This is a genomic window from Micromonospora sp. NPDC049240, assembly GCF_040647835.1.
In the GTDB taxonomy this organism is placed as follows: Bacteria; Actinomycetota; Actinomycetes; order Mycobacteriales; family Micromonosporaceae; genus Micromonospora.
Map to the genome: position 1 here is coordinate 89,027 of NZ_JBEZCX010000017.1, position 16,100 is coordinate 105,126.

The 16,100-nt window shown below is 73.0% G+C and carries 10 protein-coding genes and 1 pseudogene; 5 read left to right on the plus strand and 6 right to left on the minus strand.

Annotated features, from left to right (window positions below; genetic code table 11):
• Nucleotides 1-1,464: a cryptochrome/photolyase family protein gene (locus AB0B02_RS24595; RefSeq protein ID WP_308447809.1), complete on the minus strand. Its 1,464-nt coding sequence runs from the start codon at nt 1,462-1,464 to the stop codon at nt 1-3.
• 29 nt (nt 1,465-1,493) lie between these two features.
• A complete protein-coding gene (locus AB0B02_RS24600) occupies nt 1,494-2,051 on the minus strand; it encodes a winged helix-turn-helix domain-containing protein (protein ID WP_281934820.1) in 558 nt (185 codons plus the stop codon).
• Between the two features lie 258 nt (nt 2,052-2,309).
• Here AB0B02_RS24600 and AB0B02_RS24605 point away from each other — a divergent pair, with 258 nt between their 5' ends.
• Nucleotides 2,310-6,701: a S8 family serine peptidase gene (locus tag AB0B02_RS24605; protein WP_357303903.1), complete on the plus strand. Its 4,392-nt coding sequence runs from the start codon at nt 2,310-2,312 to the stop codon at nt 6,699-6,701.
• 244 nt (nt 6,702-6,945) lie between these two features.
• Here the strand turns inward: AB0B02_RS24605 and AB0B02_RS24610 are convergent, their stop codons facing one another.
• Entirely contained in the window at nt 6,946-7,581 is a 636-nt protein-coding gene (locus AB0B02_RS24610) for a winged helix-turn-helix domain-containing protein (protein ID WP_357303906.1), read from the minus strand.
• A gap of 330 nt (nt 7,582-7,911) precedes the next feature.
• On the opposite strand from AB0B02_RS24610, the pseudogene AB0B02_RS24615 reads away from it, so the two are divergent.
• Nucleotides 7,912-8,145 (plus strand): annotated as a pseudogene (locus AB0B02_RS24615) (hypothetical protein); the annotation flags it as partial.
• A 30-nt stretch (nt 8,146-8,175) separates the two neighbouring features.
• On the opposite strand, the gene AB0B02_RS24620 reads toward AB0B02_RS24615, so the two are convergent.
• Entirely contained in the window at nt 8,176-9,186 is a 1,011-nt protein-coding gene (locus tag AB0B02_RS24620; protein ID WP_281934827.1) for a sigma-70 family RNA polymerase sigma factor, read from the minus strand.
• Between the two features lie 542 nt (nt 9,187-9,728).
• Here AB0B02_RS24620 and AB0B02_RS24625 point away from each other — a divergent pair.
• From AB0B02_RS24625 to AB0B02_RS24635, 3 genes are all read left to right on the plus strand, one after another.
• Complete coding sequence (locus tag AB0B02_RS24625) at nt 9,729-10,139, plus strand: hypothetical protein (protein WP_281934829.1); 411 nt, start codon at nt 9,729-9,731, stop codon at nt 10,137-10,139.
• A gap of 44 nt (nt 10,140-10,183) precedes the next feature.
• Nucleotides 10,184-10,624 (plus strand): hypothetical protein, encoded by a 441-nt coding sequence (locus tag AB0B02_RS24630; protein WP_281934831.1) that lies wholly within the window; start codon nt 10,184-10,186, stop codon nt 10,622-10,624.
• A gap of 144 nt (nt 10,625-10,768) precedes the next feature.
• The gene (locus AB0B02_RS24635) at nt 10,769-13,948 is read left to right on the plus strand and encodes a hypothetical protein (protein ID WP_357303911.1); all 3,180 of its coding nucleotides are present in this window, start codon (nt 10,769-10,771) and stop codon (nt 13,946-13,948) included.
• Here the strand turns inward: AB0B02_RS24635 and AB0B02_RS24640 are convergent.
• A complete protein-coding gene (locus tag AB0B02_RS24640) occupies nt 13,834-14,808 on the minus strand; it encodes a hypothetical protein (RefSeq protein ID WP_281934835.1) in 975 nt (324 codons plus the stop codon). The genes AB0B02_RS24635 and AB0B02_RS24640 overlap by 115 nt on opposite strands.
• On the minus strand, nt 14,805-16,073 hold the full coding sequence (locus AB0B02_RS24645; RefSeq protein ID WP_281934837.1) for an MFS transporter: 1,269 nt from the start codon (nt 16,071-16,073) through the stop codon (nt 14,805-14,807). Before AB0B02_RS24645 ends, AB0B02_RS24640 begins: the two co-directional genes overlap by 4 nt.
• Nucleotides 16,074-16,100: the final 27 nt, after the last annotated feature.

Consider the following 16,100-nt stretch of genomic DNA (forward strand, 5'->3'; position numbering starts at 1 on the left):
TCAGGGGGCCTCGTCGCCGCGCTTCTCCTCCTGGGCCAGCACCGCGTCGCGCCGCTGCGGGTCGGTGCGCGCGGCCAGGTCGGCGGCGAGCCGCGGGTCACCGGCGAGCCGTTCCCGGTTGCGGTGCAGGAACGCCTCGAACCCACCGGTGTACGGGCACGCGTCGTCGCCGAGCACCTGCTTCGGCACGTACCGGCAGCCGCCGCAGTGGTCGCCGATCCGGTCCAGGTGACCGCCGTCGAACGCCCACGGTTTGGTGTCGATGCGGGCCAGGTCGGCGTACTGGCTCATGCCGATGACGGTGGCGTTCATGACCCAGTCGGTGCCGTCGACGAAGCTGCGCCGGAACCAGTCGGCCAGGTCGGCGGCGCGCCAGCCGCGTTGCAGGCCGTAGTTGGCGAGCACGGTCAGCCGCGCGGTCTGGTGCGCCCAGCCGGTGTCCCGGACGCCGGCCAGCACGTCGGACAGGCAGCGGGCCTCCACCGCGTCCGCGTCGAGCCGGTCGAACCACTCCGGCAACGGCCGGGTGGCGGCGAGCCAGTCGGCGCCCCGGAAGCGCGGATCGAAGTACCAGTAGAGCTGCCACAGGAACTCCCGCCAGCCGAACAGGCCGCGCACGAAGCGGTGCACCGCCGCCGGCGGCGCGGTTCCGGCGCGGCCGGCGCGCTCGGCGGCGCGGATCGCCGGTTCCGGGTCGAGCAGGCCGAGGTTGAACGAGGACGACAGCACGCTGTGCGCGAGCAGCCCGTCGGCGTCGCTGAGCACGCCCTCGCTGTCGGCGTACGCGGACAGCCGGTGGTCGAGGAAGTGCGCGAGCCGGGCCTGCGCCTCGGCGTGCGTGGCCGGGTAGCGACGTGGGGCGTCCCGACCGACGAAGCGGATCCCCTCGGCCTGCCAACGGTCGAGGTCCCGGCGCACCGCCGCGTCGATGTCGTCCTCGACGATCGGCGGCGGTGGCGGCACGTCGGTCGGCGGCCGGCGACGGGACCGGCCGGCCGGGGCGGGCAGGTCCCGCAGCACGTCGTGCCGGTCCCGCGCGTACCGGTAGAAGTCGGCCATCCGGAGCCGGCCCCGCCGCCGGTCGGCCCAGGCCGCGAAGTCGGCGCGGTCGGTCACGAAGCCGCGCGGCGGCAGCACGGCCAGCCCGTCGACGGTACGCGCGAACGCGAGCGCCGCCCGCGACGACGGGTGCGCCACCTCGGCCGGTTCGCCCAGGTCGGTGAGGGCCGTCCGGAACGTGTCGGCGCGCACCAGCCGGGCCCGGTCGCCGAGTTCGGCGGCCCGGTGCCGCAGCGCCGACAGGATCAGGTGCGCCTTCTGCCGGTGCATCGGGCGGGCGGCGAACAGGGTTCGGCTCTCCACCAGCAGGACGCGTTGCGCGTCGTCGTCGAGGAAGTGGGGACCGAGCTGGTCCGCCAGGAGCCAACGCCAGCGTGCCATCTCCCGCTGTTGCCCCTTTCGCACCGGACGGATTCCTGTGTGGAGCATAGGCGTCAACCGTCCCGGACCCGGGGATCATGGTGATCGGTGAGCCGCAGCCCGACGCCGCGCACCGCGACGATGGTGACGCCGGTGCCCAGCTCGCCGAGCTTACGGCGCAACCGCTTGACCAAGGACTGCACGTCCGCGCGGCGCTGGGTCGGCGCGTCGTGCCAGACCGCGTGGCGCAGCTCCGGGTAGCTCCACACGCGTACCGGCTCGGTGGTCAGGCAGGCCAGCAGGTCGCGCTCCAGCCGGGTCAGGGCGACCTCCCGGTCGGCCCAGCGGGCGGTGGACCGGGCCACGTCGATCACCAGCGCGCCGTCGGGCCGGGGGTCCCCCGCCGCCTCCGGATGCGTCGACGCCGGCCGCCGCCTACCATCCTCCTCGGGAGCGATCACCTCGCGCAGCTCGTCCAGGTCGGCGACCAGCAGCAGCGGTGCCACGCCGCCCAGCAGCTCGGTGAGCCGGAGCCGTTCGGCGGGCGACGGTGTCACGCCGATGACAAGCGAGAAGTGGTGCCCCGCCGGCTCGGTGCCGGGGGACGTCGCGTCCGGGTCGTCCGTCGTCACGCCGCCCCCCACCGTGACAGTGACTGTCAACCGGGTCACCACGTCGGGGCCCTGTTGGTGACAAGTTGCTTACGTACGGTCATTGATCGCCCGTTGGTGTCGATCATAGTGTCCACTCGGGTGGCCGGCGTAGACCCGCACGGCGCCCAGGGGGCCTGGGGGGTTCGTTTCAAACCGGTGTGACCAGTCGGGAGCGCAGTCTCCTGGCCCTTCTGTCGTGGCTCGATCAAGCGCGGGTCATCGGAGGAGGCAGCACCGATGCTGAGACGTCCACACCGAACGGGACTGGCCGGGCGGCTGGTGAGCGCGGGCACCGCCCTGCTGCTCGCCGCGACCGCGCTGGCCGCCACCGGCGCCCCGGCGCAGGCGCAGACCGGCGCCGGCGCGTCGGCCGGCGACAAGATCCGTCCCGAACTGACCCGGCAGCTCCAGGGCAAGAGCGAGGGCGACTTCTGGATCCACTTCGGCGACCGGGCCGACCTGGGCAGGGCCGGCGCGGTCAAGGACTGGAACCAGCGGGGCGCCGCGGTCGCCGCGGCCCTCAAGAAGACCGCCGCCGAGAGCCAGGCGAAGATCCGCGCCGAGCTGGACCGCTCGGGCACGAAATACCAGACGTTCTGGGCCACCAACGCCATCAAGGTGACCGGCGGGTCGCTGACCATGGCGCAGAACTTCGCCGCCCACACCGAGGTGGACGGCATCTACGCGCCGGTGGAGTACAAGCTGCCGGAGACCACCCCGGGCACCGACCAGAAGTCGACGAACGCCCTGGAGTGGGGCATCGCCAACATCAACGCCGACGACGTCTGGTCCCAGTACGGCGTCAAGGGCGCCGGCATCACCGTGGCCAGCATCGACAGCGGTGTCCAGTTCGACCACCCGGCGCTGGTGAACGCGTACCGGGGCAACAACGGCGACGGCACGTTCGACCACAACTACAACTGGTACGACGCGGCCGGCGAGTGCGACGACGGGCCCTGCGACTCCGACGGGCACGGCACCCACACCATGGGCACCATGGCCGGCTCGGACGGCGCCAACCAGATCGGCGTCGCCCCCGAGGTCAAGTGGATCGCCGCGAACGGGTGCTGCCCGACCGACGCCGCGCTGATCTCCTCCGGCCAGTGGATGCTGGAGCCCACCGACCTGGCCGGCGAGAACCCGGACGCCAGCAAGCGGCCCAACATCATCAACAACTCGTGGGGCACCACGCAGCCGTCAAACGAGCCGTTCATGGAGGACGTCACCGAGGCGTGGACCGCGTCCGGCATCTTCGGTGTCTGGTCCAACGGCAACAACGGCCCCGCCTGCCAGACCAGCGGCTCGCCGGGCAGCCTGGCCAGCAACTACTCGGCCGGCGCGTACGACATCAACAACAACATCGCCAGCTTCTCGTCCCGGGGCACCGGGCAGAACGGCGAGATCAAGCCGAACATCTCCGCCCCCGGCGTCAACGTCCGCTCCAGCGTGCCGGACAACTCGTACGCCAGCATCAGCGGCACCTCGATGGCGGCGCCGCACCTGGCCGGCGCGATCGCGCTGCTCTGGTCCGCGGCGCCCACGCTGGTCGGTGACGTCGCCGCGACGCGCGCGCTGCTCGACGGCGCGGCGGTCGACAAGGCCGACACGCAGTGCGGCGGCACCGCGGACGACAACAACGTCTACGGCGAGGGTCGCCTCGACGCGCTCGCGCTGCTCGCCGCCGCCCCGATCGGTGACAACGGCACGCTGGCCGGCAAGGTCACCGACGCGACCGGCGCCGCGGTCGCCGGCGCGACGGTCACCCTGACCGGCGCGGCGGACCGGACGCTGACCACCGGCGCCGACGGCACCTACTCCTCGCTGCTGCCCGCCGGCGACTACCAGGTGGTGGTCTCCGCGTTCGGGTACGCGAGCCGCACGCTGACCGCGACCGTCACCAAGAACACGACCACCACGCTCGACGTGGTGCTCACCGCGACACCCAGCGTCACGGTCAGCGGGCAGGTCACCGACGGGTCGGGGCACGGCTGGCCGCTCTACGCGAAGGTGAGCGTGGCGGGCACGCCGATCTCGGACTACACCACGCCGGCCACCGGTCGCTACAGCCTGAAGCTGCCGGCCGGGTCGACCTACCGGCTCACGATCGAGCCGCAGTACGCCGGCTACCTCACGGTCACCAAGGAGGTCACGGTCGGCACCGGCAACCTGACCGCGAACGTCGCGGTGCCGGCGGACCCGGAGAAGTGCGCCACCGCCCCCGGCTACACGGTCAGCTCGGACGGCGAGTACGAGACGTTCGACGGCACCGGCGTGCCGGACGGCTGGTCGGTGGTGGACAACGCCGGCTCCGGCCAGGTCTGGGAGTTCACCGACGCCGGTGAGCGCGGCAACCTGACCGGCGGCAGCGGCCGTTTCGCCATCATCGACAGCGACAACTACGGCAACGGCGGGCGGCAGGACACCTCGCTGGTCAGCCCGGTGGTCGACCTGACCGGGGTGAGCACGCCGGTGATCCGGTTCAACCAGGACTACAACTGGCTGAACAGTGACCGCGCGGACGTCGACCTGAGCCTCGACGGCGGCACCACCTGGAGCAACGTGCTCCGGCAGGCGGCCGACGTACGCGGCAAGGTGACCGAGGTGCCGATCCCGCAGGCGGCGAACCAGTCGCAGGTGCGGGTCCGCTTCCACTACTACGACGCGAGTTGGGAGTGGTGGTGGGAGGTCGACAACGTGCTGATCGGCAGCAAGCTCGTCTGCAAGCCGGTCGACGGCGGCCTGGTGCTCGGCCACGTGCGCGACAAGAACGACAACAGCTACGTCAACGGCGCCACGGTGACCAGCAAGGACCGCCCGGCGGAGAAGGCCACCACGGTCGCCACCCCGGACGACACCGAGCTGCCCGACGGCTTCTACTGGATGTTCTCGTCGCTGACCGGCACGCACCCGTTCATCGCCAGCGCCGGCAACTACGTGAGCCAGACCAAGCAGGTCACGGTCGAGACGGACTGGGCCACCACGGCCACGTTCCAACTGGCCGCCGGCCGGCTGTCGGTGCAGCCGACGTCGCTGACCGGGACGGCCCGGATGCCCAGCGGCAAGGTCAGCAAGACGTTCACCGTGACCAACACCGGCGGCGCGCCGGTCGACGTCGAGTTCTCCGAGCGTGACGGCGGGTTCGTGCTGCAACGCGCCGACGGGTCCCGGCTCTCCGAGCAGGCGCTGCTCGGCTCGACCGGCGCGCCGGCGCAGCGGTTGACCACGGCGACGTCGTTCGCGGCCCGCTCGTCCGGCAAGTCCTCGACGTCGGTCGCGTCGGCCGGTCCCCAGGCCGACCCGTGGACCGCCATCCCGGGCTACCCGGCGAACGTGATGGACAACCGGGTCGTCACCGTCGACGGCAAGGTCTACTCCATCGGTGGCGGCGACGGGACGACGTCCAGCACCAAGAACTACCGGTACGACCCGATCGCGCAGACCTGGACCGCCATCGCCGACCTACCCGGCGCCCGTACCGCGATGACGGTCGGCGTGATCGACGGCAAGATCGTCGCCACCGGCGGCTGGGGCGCCTCCGGCCCGGACGGCGCCACCTGGTCGTACGACCCGGCGGCGAACACGTGGACCGCGAAGGCGAGCAACCCGGCGCCCCGGTCGGCCGCCGGCCAGGCCGTCGCGGGCGGCAAGCTGTACGCGGTCGGTGGCTGCACCACTGCGAGCTGCCTGCCGATGTCCAACTCGGTCGTCCGGTACGACCCGGGCGCGAACACCTGGGAGACGCTGCCCGCCTACCCGAAGTCGGTGGCGTTCCTGTCCTGCGGCGGGATCGACGGCACCGTCTACTGCACCGGCGGCAACGACGGCACGAACTCGCAGAAGGCCGGTTACGCGTTCGACCCGGGCGCCAACGCCTGGACCGCCATCGCCGACGCGCCGGCCGACAACTGGGCCGCCTCGTACGCGGTGGCGAACGGCAAGCTGCTGGTCGTCGGCGGGTCGCAGGGCGGCGCCATCACCAACGCCGGTTTCGCGTACGACCCGGCGACCAGCTCCTGGGCCAACCTGCCCAACGCCAACGCGCCCCGATACCGGGGCGGCGCGGCCTGCGGGTTCTACAAGGTCGGCGGCTCGTCGGGCGGCTTCACCGCCACCAAGGACAGCGAGGTCCTGCCCGGCTTCTCCGAGTGCGCCGAGGTGGCGGCCGACGTGAGCTGGTTGACCGTCGACAAGTCGAAGGTCACGCTGGCACCTGGCGCGAAGGTCACGGTCACGGTCGGCATGACCGCGAACGTGGACCAGCCGGGCACGTACTCGGCGTCCATCGTGATCAAGGAGAACACCCCGTACACGGTGGCGCCGGTGGCGGTCACCATGGTCGCGCAGCCGCCGACCACCTGGGGCAAGCTGTCCGGCACGGTCTCCGGCAAGAGCTGCCAGGGCGCCACCGCCCCGCTGCCGGGCGCGACCGTGCAGGTCGACTCCTGGGCGAACTCCTACACGTTCACCACCGACGCCGACGGCCGGTACGCCTACTGGATGGACCGGCGCAACAACCCGCTCACGCTGATCGTCGCCAAGGACGGCTGGAAGCCCCAGACCCGTCCGACGAAGATCAACTCCACCACGCCCACCGTCGAGGACTTCACCCTCTCCCCCACCCGCTGCTGACCTGACGGGGAGCGGGCCGGCCGGTGCTCCCCACCGGCCGGCCCGTCCCCTTGTCCACGCCGATCACGCACCTTCCCCACCCCCCACCCCCCCACCCCCCCACCCCCTCCACCCACTCACCCCACCCGGCCACCGGCCGGCCCCTCAGCATTGATCAAGGAGTTTGCGTCTGCCGGGGCGCCGGAACAGACGCAAACTCCTTGATCAACACGAGGTGGGGTGGGGGGGTGGGGGTGGGGGTGGGTTAGGAAGGGGTGAGGCGGAAGCCGACGCCTCGGACTGCGTGGATCGTGGTGGGGGCGCTCAGACGGGCCAGCTTGTGGCGGATGCGGCGGACCACTGAGTGCATGTCGGAACCCCGGCCGAGGTGGTCGTTGCCCCAGACCGCGCGGTGCAGCCGGGCGTACGTCCAGACCTGGCCGGGGGTGTGGACGAGGCAGACCAGCAGGTCGTGCTCCAGCGGCGTCAGGCCGACCTCGCGCTCCCGCCAGCGCAGCACCCGCCGATCGGAATCCACGGCCAGCTCCGGCCCGGACGAGTCGACAGGCGACCGGTCCGACCCCTCGGCCGACGACGCGGTCGGGGAACCGACGGGTGGCCCGGCCGACGGGTCGACCGACGGGGCCGGCGTCGCGGTCCGGGAATCCGCCCGCGGGGCCGGCGTCCCGGCGCGGGGGTCGGCCGGCACGTCGCCGTCGGAGTCGGGGCTGACGGCCGGCCGCGTGACCGCCGGGCGGCGGACCAGGTCGAGGAACCGGCGCGCCTGATGGGCACTGGAGACGATCAGGAACGTCTCGGTGCCGCCCAACAGTTGGGCGAGTTGCCGGCGATCGGCCGCCGTGGACGCGATGCCGATGACCAAGGACGGGATCACGGTCATCCGTTCCCACCTTTCCGGCAGGCTGGGGCGCAGCGCCGGCAATTACCGCGACATTTTCGACGCGGCGGATCGGGCCGGCCACCGAGCGTGGAGCGTTGCGGAGCACCTGGTGCGGGAGCGGCCTGAAGCGTGCTGGAGCTGCGGTTTCGTGAGGCTACGGGGCGAGCTACCGGGGATCATATAGCCGCCCAACGATGATTGGTATAGCAGTTAACGTCGATGTAACTGCGTTCGGCAAGATGACCGGCGGAAATTGCAGCCGATCGGCACGCGTCCGAGAAGGACTCGGGTCGGCGTACGCCGGCGGGCCGGCGGATCCGGCCGGAGGCGATGAGAATCCGGGCGTACGCCGGTCTGATCCGCGTGACCACCCTCGTGTTCCGTCTGCCCGGCACGACGCCGACCCGCGCGGACGTCGCGGTCCGCTGCGCCGAGTTGGCAGAGACGTTACGGGGCCGCGACCGGGGCGTGGTGATCTGCGACCTGTCCGCGGTGACCCGACCCGACCTGGTCACCATCGAGACGCTGGCCCGGCTCCGACTGACCGCCAAGCGGTTCGGGTGGCGGTGGGAGACCCGCGGGGCCGGTGCGGCCCTACGCGACCTGGCCGGCCTGCTGGGGCTCGCCGACACCCTCGTCGAGGCGGTCCGGCAGGCCGAAGAGCGGGAACAGGCGGTCGGTGTCGAGGAAGTGGTTGAGCGAGGTGATCCGGCCGCCGGAGAGCCCCACCACGATCAGCGACCAGGGCACGTGCCCTGAGCCGGGGCCGGGCCGGTACTGCCCGAACGCCGGCATGCCGTTGGCCGCCACCGGCACCAGCCGGGATCCCCGGCAGCCGTGACCCGTGCCGGTCATCCACGCCGTGATGTGGTCGGGCCCGCGCAGCCACAACGGCACCGGCGGCATGGACAGCGTCGCGTCCTCGTGCAGCAGCTCGGTGAGCGCCGTGAGGTCGTACGACTCGAACGCGCGCACGTAGCGGGCCAGCAGCGCCTGCTGCTCCTCGTCCAGCGGCCGGCGCACGTCGGTGTCGGCGCCGGTCGACGCGAGCGTGGCCCGCGCCCGTTGCAGCGCGCTGTTGACGCTCGCCACCGACGTGTCGAGCAGGTCCGCGACCTCCTGGGCCGACCAGGCCAGCACCTCGCGCAGGATGAGCACGGCCCGCTGCTTCGGCGGGAGGTGCTGCAACGCCGCGACCAACGCCAGCCGGACCGACTCCCGCCCGGCGATCACGTCGGCCGGGTCGCCGGACTCGGCGAGGACCCGGTCGTCCGGCACCGGGCCCACCCAGATCTGCTCCGGGCGCGGTTCGCCGGGATGGGCGGCGGTGCCGCTGCCGGCGGGACCGAGATCCATCGGCCGGACGCGGCGCTGCGCGCTGGCGGTCATGTTCAGGCAGACGTTCGTGGCGATGCGGTACAGCCAGGTCCGCAACGCGGAGCGCCCCTCGAACCGGTCGAAGTTGCGCCAGGCCCGGACGAAGGTGTCCTGCACCGCGTCCTCGGCCTCGAAGGCCGAGCCCAGCATCCGGTAGCAGTAGCCGGTCAGCTCCGACCGGTACGCCTCGAGTTGCGCCTCGACGGGGACGCTCGCCACCTCGTTCACACGTTCGAAACTAGCCCACTCGCTGCGCGAACGCGAACACGCAAGACGCGAGTTGACATCCTCACGGCCGTCACCGTTCCCCGATCGTCGGTGGGTGCAGGTGGTCGGCGGCACCCCCGCGATGGTGAGCCAGCGACGGGCGGCCGTGTTCATGGCGGTGGGCCGCAGACGTGGACGTGGTGGCCGGGCCGGTGGTGGCGGATCGCCGACGCGATGGCGGTGCCCTGCTCGGCGGGGGCGGCCCAGGGTCGTCCAGGCCGGTGCCGCCGGCCACGAGCAGCACGTCTTCGGTGCGGTCGGTCAATTCCAGGCCGGTGTCCGCGGGTGCGCCGAGGTGCAGCAGGTCCCCGGGGGGCACTTCCTCGACGCGGGCCTTAATCAGCTCTATTCCGATCTGTTCCGAGCTGTTCGGAACGGTTCGGAACAACCTACGGGGCTGGTCATCAGATGCGCGGACTGTTGAGATTGGAGCAGGCAGGAGATGAATACCTACTGCACCTGGAGGGCCAATGCGTAAAAGCGCGATACTCGCCTGCACGGCGATGGGATCCGCGTTCGTGATCGGTGGCACCGCCGCACCTTCCGCGGCTGCTGAGGTCGATCTGCAGGCAGGCCCTGCCGCCGCAGCGGTCTCCTGGGATGTCACGGGCAACCCTGGAGACGTGGTGGGAGCGTGGGGATACGGAACGCTCACCTACAACAGCAGCAACGGCCGGGTCGAGGTCGCCGCGACCGTCCGGGACACCAAGAAGGACGGCTATCGGGCCATTCTCAAAATTCAAGCCGAGTACCAGGACAACTCGGTCCGGAGCGAGGAGATCGCGGACACCACCGGCAGCAGCGACACCTCGTACGGCTCCGGATGGTTCACTTTCGCGAGCGACGTGGACAGCATCTGGGTTCAGGAATGCGTGGCGAGTTCCTGCGCCTCCAACTGGTACCAGATCTGGTGAGCAGAAAAGCCACAGAAGACGGCCACGAAAAAGGAGGAAAGGCAATGCGAAACACGCTGAGAAAGATCGGTGTCGCGGCGACTGTGGGGGCCCTGGCACTCGCCGGGATCGCGGCCACGAGTACCCCCGCGTTGGCGGCGTCGAGTTGGTCGGCCCAGTACACCGGCGCCGACATCGCCGGGGTGCACGGCTGGGGCACGTTCCAGTACTACGCGCCGGCGGGAACCACCTACGCCCAGGTGTTCGCCAACGTCAAGGACACCGCAGTCGACAGCAAGGGCGCGCGGCTCTATCTCCGGTGGGAGAGGAACGACGGCGTCTTCCAGGACGCGGGCTACGTCAGCGCGTCGGGCAACGGTGACATCCAGAACGGGACCTTCAGGCTCCCGGCCACTCAGTACTACGCCTTCGAAGTCATGGAGTGCAAGACCGAGGCCGGCGCGACGGTGTGGAGCACCTGCGGGGAGTACTCGAGGCCCGAATAGCCGACTGCCCGACGGGCGGGGGGTCATGCCGTGATGGTGGGTCGGGTGCCGGCGTCCCGGCACCCGACTCACCGACGGATCAACCCCGGCGCACCCGATGACGCGACGGGAGATAGATCGGGCCGCCGCCACTAGGATGCGAGCGTGGGTCAGGTTCGGCGCCCGTACCGGCTGGTCGCCGCCGTCATGGTGGTGCTGCTGCTCGGTGCGGGTGTGGCCTGGGTCGTCGACGACGCGCTGGGGCTCAGTCACACCCCGGCGGACGTGCCGCCCGAGCCGGCCGTCGCCGCGCCGCCCCGCACACCGGTCGCTCCACCGCCGTTGACCTCGATCGTGGTGCCGGACCAGCTCCGCGCGGTCAAGGCCGCCGCAGCGGTCGCCGACGCGCTCGCCGCCCGGGGCCGCTCCCGCCCGACGGTCACCCCGACCGCCACACCCACCCCGACCAGGCGCACCGGCACGCCCGACCGGAATCCGAGCCCCGGCCCGGGTGCGCGGAGCCCGGCGGCGGTGACGACGCTGCGGGCGGAGCTGCGCTCCGGCGGGGTCCCGGAGTCGTACCGGATCGCCGCCCGCGCGGCGGAGCTGACCGTCACCGGCGACCTGGCGGGCGTCACGGCCGGGCTCTACCGGCTGGCCGACCGGATCCGCTCCGGCGCCGAGGTGCTGCCGGCGGCGGAGGCCGGCCGGCCGGTGGCGCCCCGGTTGGGGCTGCGGCTGACCGACGCGGGCTCGGTGGGGCGCGAACCGGACCGGGCGGCGTTCGCGGCCGGCGACGACTACCGCCTCAACACCGACATCGTCTCGCCCGCGGTGCTGCCCCGGGCACCGTGGGTGGACGCCGCGGCGGTGGCCCGCATCGACGCGCAGTTCCGGCAGTTCGTCGACCACGCGGTGGCGCAGGGCTACAACGGCGTGGTGGTGCCCGGCTTCCTGGAGTACGTGACGTTCGCCGGCGTCGGCGACGGGCACGCGGTCTACCCGGCCGGCGACCCGCACGTCGACCGGGCCCGCGCGATGGTGGCGGCGTTCGGGCCGGTCTTCCGGTACGCCGACCAGATGGGCCTGCGCGTCTTCCTGCTCACCGACATGCTCGCGGTGTCGCCGCCACTTCAGGCGTACCTGGACCGGACCGTGGGCGGGCTGGACACCACCGACCCCCGACTCTGGGCGGTCTACCGGGCCGGGCTGGCCGAGCTGTTCGCGAGCATGCCGTTCGTCGCCGGCCTGATGGTCCGCGTCGGCGAGGGCGGCGAGGTGTACGCGGGCAGCGGCTGGGACTACGGCTCGAAGCTCGCGGTCACCACCGCCGAGGGTGTGCGCACGATGCTGCGGGCACTGCTCGACACCGCGGCCACGGTCGACAAGGAGATCATCTTCCGCACCTGGACGGTGGGCGTGGGCGCGGTGGGCGACCTGCACACCAACCCCGACGCGTACGCCGAGGTGCTGGGCGGGTTCGACGACCCGCACCTGATCGTGTCCACCAAGTACACGCTCGGCGACTTCTACAGCCACCTGCCGTTGAACACCACGCTGCGCGGCGGCACCCAGCGGCGGATCGTGGAGTTCCAGGCGCGGCGCGAGTTCGAGGGCTTCGGCGCGCTGCCCAACGACCTCGGTCCGCTGCACCGGGCGGCGCTGCGCGCGTTCCTCGCCGCGAACCCGCACGTCGAGGGCGTGTGGAACTGGACCCAGGACGGCGGGCCGCTGCGCGCCGGGCCGATGTCGCTCTACCTGCGCGCCGGCTTCTGGCAGCTCTACGACCTGAACACGTACGCGGTGGCGCGGCTGGCCTGGGACCCGGACACCGATCCGGCGCAGGTCACGGCGGACTGGGCGTACCGGACGTTCTCCGCCGACCCGGCCACCGTGGCGGCGATCGGGCGGGCCATGGCGCTGTCCCGGGCCGCGGTCACCACCGGCCTCTACATCGGCCCGTACGCGGACACGTCGGTGCGGGCGCTCGGGCTGGAACCGCCGCCGATGATGTGGATCTTCGAGTGGGACATCCCGACCGGTGACTCCGCGGCGCTGGACAGCATCTACGCGGTCACCGGCGACCGGGTCGACGCGGCGGTCGCCGAGGGCGGCGCGGCGGTCGCCACCGCCCGACGGATGCGGGAACTGGTGGCCGGCACCGACCCGACGACGTGGCGGGACGGCGCGCTGCGCGCGCGCTTCGTCGACACGCTCGACTACCAGGTGGACCTGTTCGTGACGCTGGCCGCCTACCGGACGATGGTGCTGCGGCACGCGCAGTGGCTGGACACCGGTTCCGGCACCGCGTACGCGCGGTGGCGGTCGGCCACCGGCGACTACCGCGAGGCGCGGGACCGGCACCGGCAGCGCTACGGCGGGGACGTCGACCTGCCGGCGTACCGCTTCACGGCGGCCGACCTCGGCGCGCAGCGGGCGGACCGCGACCCGGCGATGGCCTGGGCGGCGCGGGCGCTGCTGGTCCTGGTCGTGGCCGTGGTGGCGCTCGGGCTGCGCGGGCGCGGGCCGGGCGGCGCGGCGGCGCGGGCGCTGCTGGTCGGCGCGCTGCGACCGTGGCGGGTGGCGGCGCTGCCGGTGCCGGCGGCCCGGCTGGACCGGGTGCTGGTCTGGCTGGTCCCGGCCGGAGTGCTGGTGGCGAGCCGGCTGGTGTTCACCTGGTTCGCCGCGCCCGCGCACCTGCTGGTCACACTCGGCGGGTGGAGTCTGTTCGCGCTGGTGGCACGCCTGGCGGTAGGTCGGCGGGACCCGTTCGGGCTGTGGGCGGTCCTCGGCGGCGTGGCGCTGCTGCGCAGCGTGCTGCTGCTGGCGGTGCTGGCCGGGCGCGGGCCGGGCGGCTACTGGTTCGTGTTCTGGGCCGAGCCGGCCCGCCGGACGGTCTACCTCACCGTGGCGGTGGCGGCGTTCTGCTGGCTGTTCGTGGCGACCGCGCTGGTGCTGCGCGACCGGTACGGCATGCGCCGCCGGCGGGCCGCCGGGCTGACGCTCACCGCCGCCGGGGTGCCGCTCGCGGTGCTCGCCGGGCTGGTCGCGTGGATCGGCGCGGAGCGGGCGCTGACCGTCTGGAACGACCAGATGGCGTTGCTGCCGTGGGGGCTGTCCCGCATCCTCGGCATCACCGTCTACCTGGGCATCCCGACGGGGCTGGCCGGCTGGGCCGCCGGGGCCGGCGCGGCGCTGGCCGCCGCCGGGCTGCTGCTGTCGGTCGGCCGTCAGGTCAACGGGGACGGCGACTCCGCGCCGCGCACCAGCAGCCGGGGCGGGCCGGAGCCGTCGGCCGGCACCGACCAGACGTCCGGGCGGCCGTCGTCCTGGCGCAGCGTGTAGGCAAGCGTCCCGCCGTCCAGCCAGGCGGCCTGGTCGTCGACGCTGGCGCGCTCGGCGGTGGCGGTCACCCGCATGGTCCGCAGGTCGAGCACGGACAACCGCCAGCCCCGGGCCGGGTCGGCCTCGACCGCCTCCTTGAACGCGAGCCGGGTGCCGTCCGGCGACAGCGACGGGCACTCGACGTTCGCCCGTACCGTCTCGACCGTCCGGGCGGCGGCGTCGCCCCGCACCAACCACCGCCTCCCGGCCGTGGCCATGGTGGCGTAGAAGACGTTGTCGTCGCCCGCGAACGTGACGCCCCAGAAGTTGACGTCGGCGCTGCGGTAGGGCCGGCCGGCGCGCCGGACCGTGAACTCCTCCAGGGAGGCGACGACGGTGCCGGTGCGGGTGTCGAGGAAGCCGGTACGGGTGGAGAAGCCGCTGCTGGTGTAGGAGTCGCCGCCGACGAAGGTGGTCCAGGAGACCATCCGGCCCGACGCCGAGACCCGCGCCCGGTTGGGCAGTCCCGGCACGTCCAGCCGCCGGACCGGGCGCAGGTCGGCGTCGAGCACCACCACCTGGTACGACCACGGACTGCTCGGGGCCAGGCAGACGCCGGTGCCGGCCGCCGCGTACACCCGCAGGCACTCACGGTCGGACACGGCGCGCGGCCCGGCCGGGTCGGCCAGCGCCACGGTGGAGACGTGCCGGTCGGTGACCGCGAGTAGCCGGGGCCCGGGGTGGAGCGTGACCGCCCGGTCGACGGCGGACGCCGGCGTCGGGGTGGACCGGGCCGACAGGACCGGGTATCCGGCGGCCAGCGTGCCCAGGGCGACCACCGCGGCGGCCAGCGTGGCGAGCTTCACGCGTGTCGACATCATCGAGGTGACCTCCGCTGGAGGGGAGCGAGCAGGGGCACGGTGACCAGCAGCGCGACGGTGACCGCCACGGCCGCGGCGGCGCTCGCCGCGTGCGGGCCCCAGACCTGCCAGGCGAGACCGAACAGGACCGAGGAGAGCAGGTACGCCATCGCCTGCCCGGTCTGCACCAGCGCGATGCCGGTGGTGCGAATCCGGGCCGGCAGGACCGGCCCGGCGAGCGCGATCAGCACCCCGTCGGTGGCCGCGTAGAACACGCCGTGCAGCGTCAGTGTGAGCGCGAGCAGCGGCCAGCCGTGCGCCGGGCCGGCGAGCAGCAGGTACGCCAGACCGAGCGCGAGGTAGCCGCCGACCACCACCGGCAGCCGGCCGATCCGGTCGGCAAGCGCGCCGAGCGGACCGGCCAACAGCAGGTACGCCAGGCTGGTGCCGACCGCGAGCAGCGGGAACCACCGCAGGCCGATGTCCTCGCGGCGTTGCAGCAACAGGTAGACGAAGCCGTCGCCGACGGTGGCGAGCCCGAGCAGCGCGGCGGCCAGCACCAGTCGGCGGGTCGACCGGTCACGCAGCAGGCCGGCGGCCTCCCGCACGGTGACCCGCTGCCCGTCGACGTCACCGGTCGGACCGGCCGGCGCGTGTTCCCGGACGAACAGCACGAGGACGACGACGGCGAGCGCGGCGACGCAGAAGCTGGCGACGAAGACCGCGTCGTAGCGGGGTCCGACGGCGAACAGGACCGCGAGCGCGGCCAGCGGACCGAGGAACGCGCCCACCGCGTCCATGGCGCGGTGCACACCGAACGCCCGGCCGAGCGCCCCGGGCGGCGTGGCCAGCGTGATGAGCGCGTCGCGGGGGGCGGTGCGGACGCCCTTGCCGAGCCGGTCCACCGCGATCACCGCGCCGATCGCCGGCACCGACCGGCCGGCGAGGAGCAGCCCGAGCTTGGCCACCGCGGAGAGCGTGTAGCCGACGCCGGCGACCAGTTTGCGCCGGCGGAACCGATCGGCCAGGAATCCGCCGACCACCCGCAGCACGGCGGTCGCCCCGGTGTGCACGCCGTCCAGAACGCCGAACGCCAGCGGGCTGAGGTTCAGCCCGAGCACCAGGTAGAGCGGCAGCACCGCGGTGACCATCTCCGCGGACACGTCGGTGATCAGGCTGACCGCGCCGAGCGCGACGACGGTGCCACCGACCCCGGCGAGACGACGGCGCGGCCGACCGGCGGCCGGTGGGTCGGTCACCGGGCGGGACACGGTCGACAGGTACACGGGCGGTCCCCTCGCGGTCGACGGCTG

Bases quoted from the DNA above. Each gene is read 5' to 3' on its own strand.
- AB0B02_RS24610 (WP_357303906.1), bottom strand. From the start codon at position 7,581: ATGACCGTGATCCCGTCCTTGGTCATCGGCATCGCGTCCACGGCGGCC.
- AB0B02_RS24630 (WP_281934831.1), top strand. From the start codon at position 10,184: ATGCGAAACACGCTGAGAAAGATCGGTGTCGCGGCGACTGTGGGGGCC.
- AB0B02_RS24605 (WP_357303903.1), top strand. From the start codon at position 2,310: ATGCTGAGACGTCCACACCGAACGGGACTGGCCGGGCGGCTGGTGAGC.
- AB0B02_RS24640 (WP_281934835.1), bottom strand. From the start codon at position 14,808: ATGATGTCGACACGCGTGAAGCTCGCCACGCTGGCCGCCGCGGTGGTC.
- AB0B02_RS24625 (WP_281934829.1), top strand. From the start codon at position 9,729: ATGGGATCCGCGTTCGTGATCGGTGGCACCGCCGCACCTTCCGCGGCT.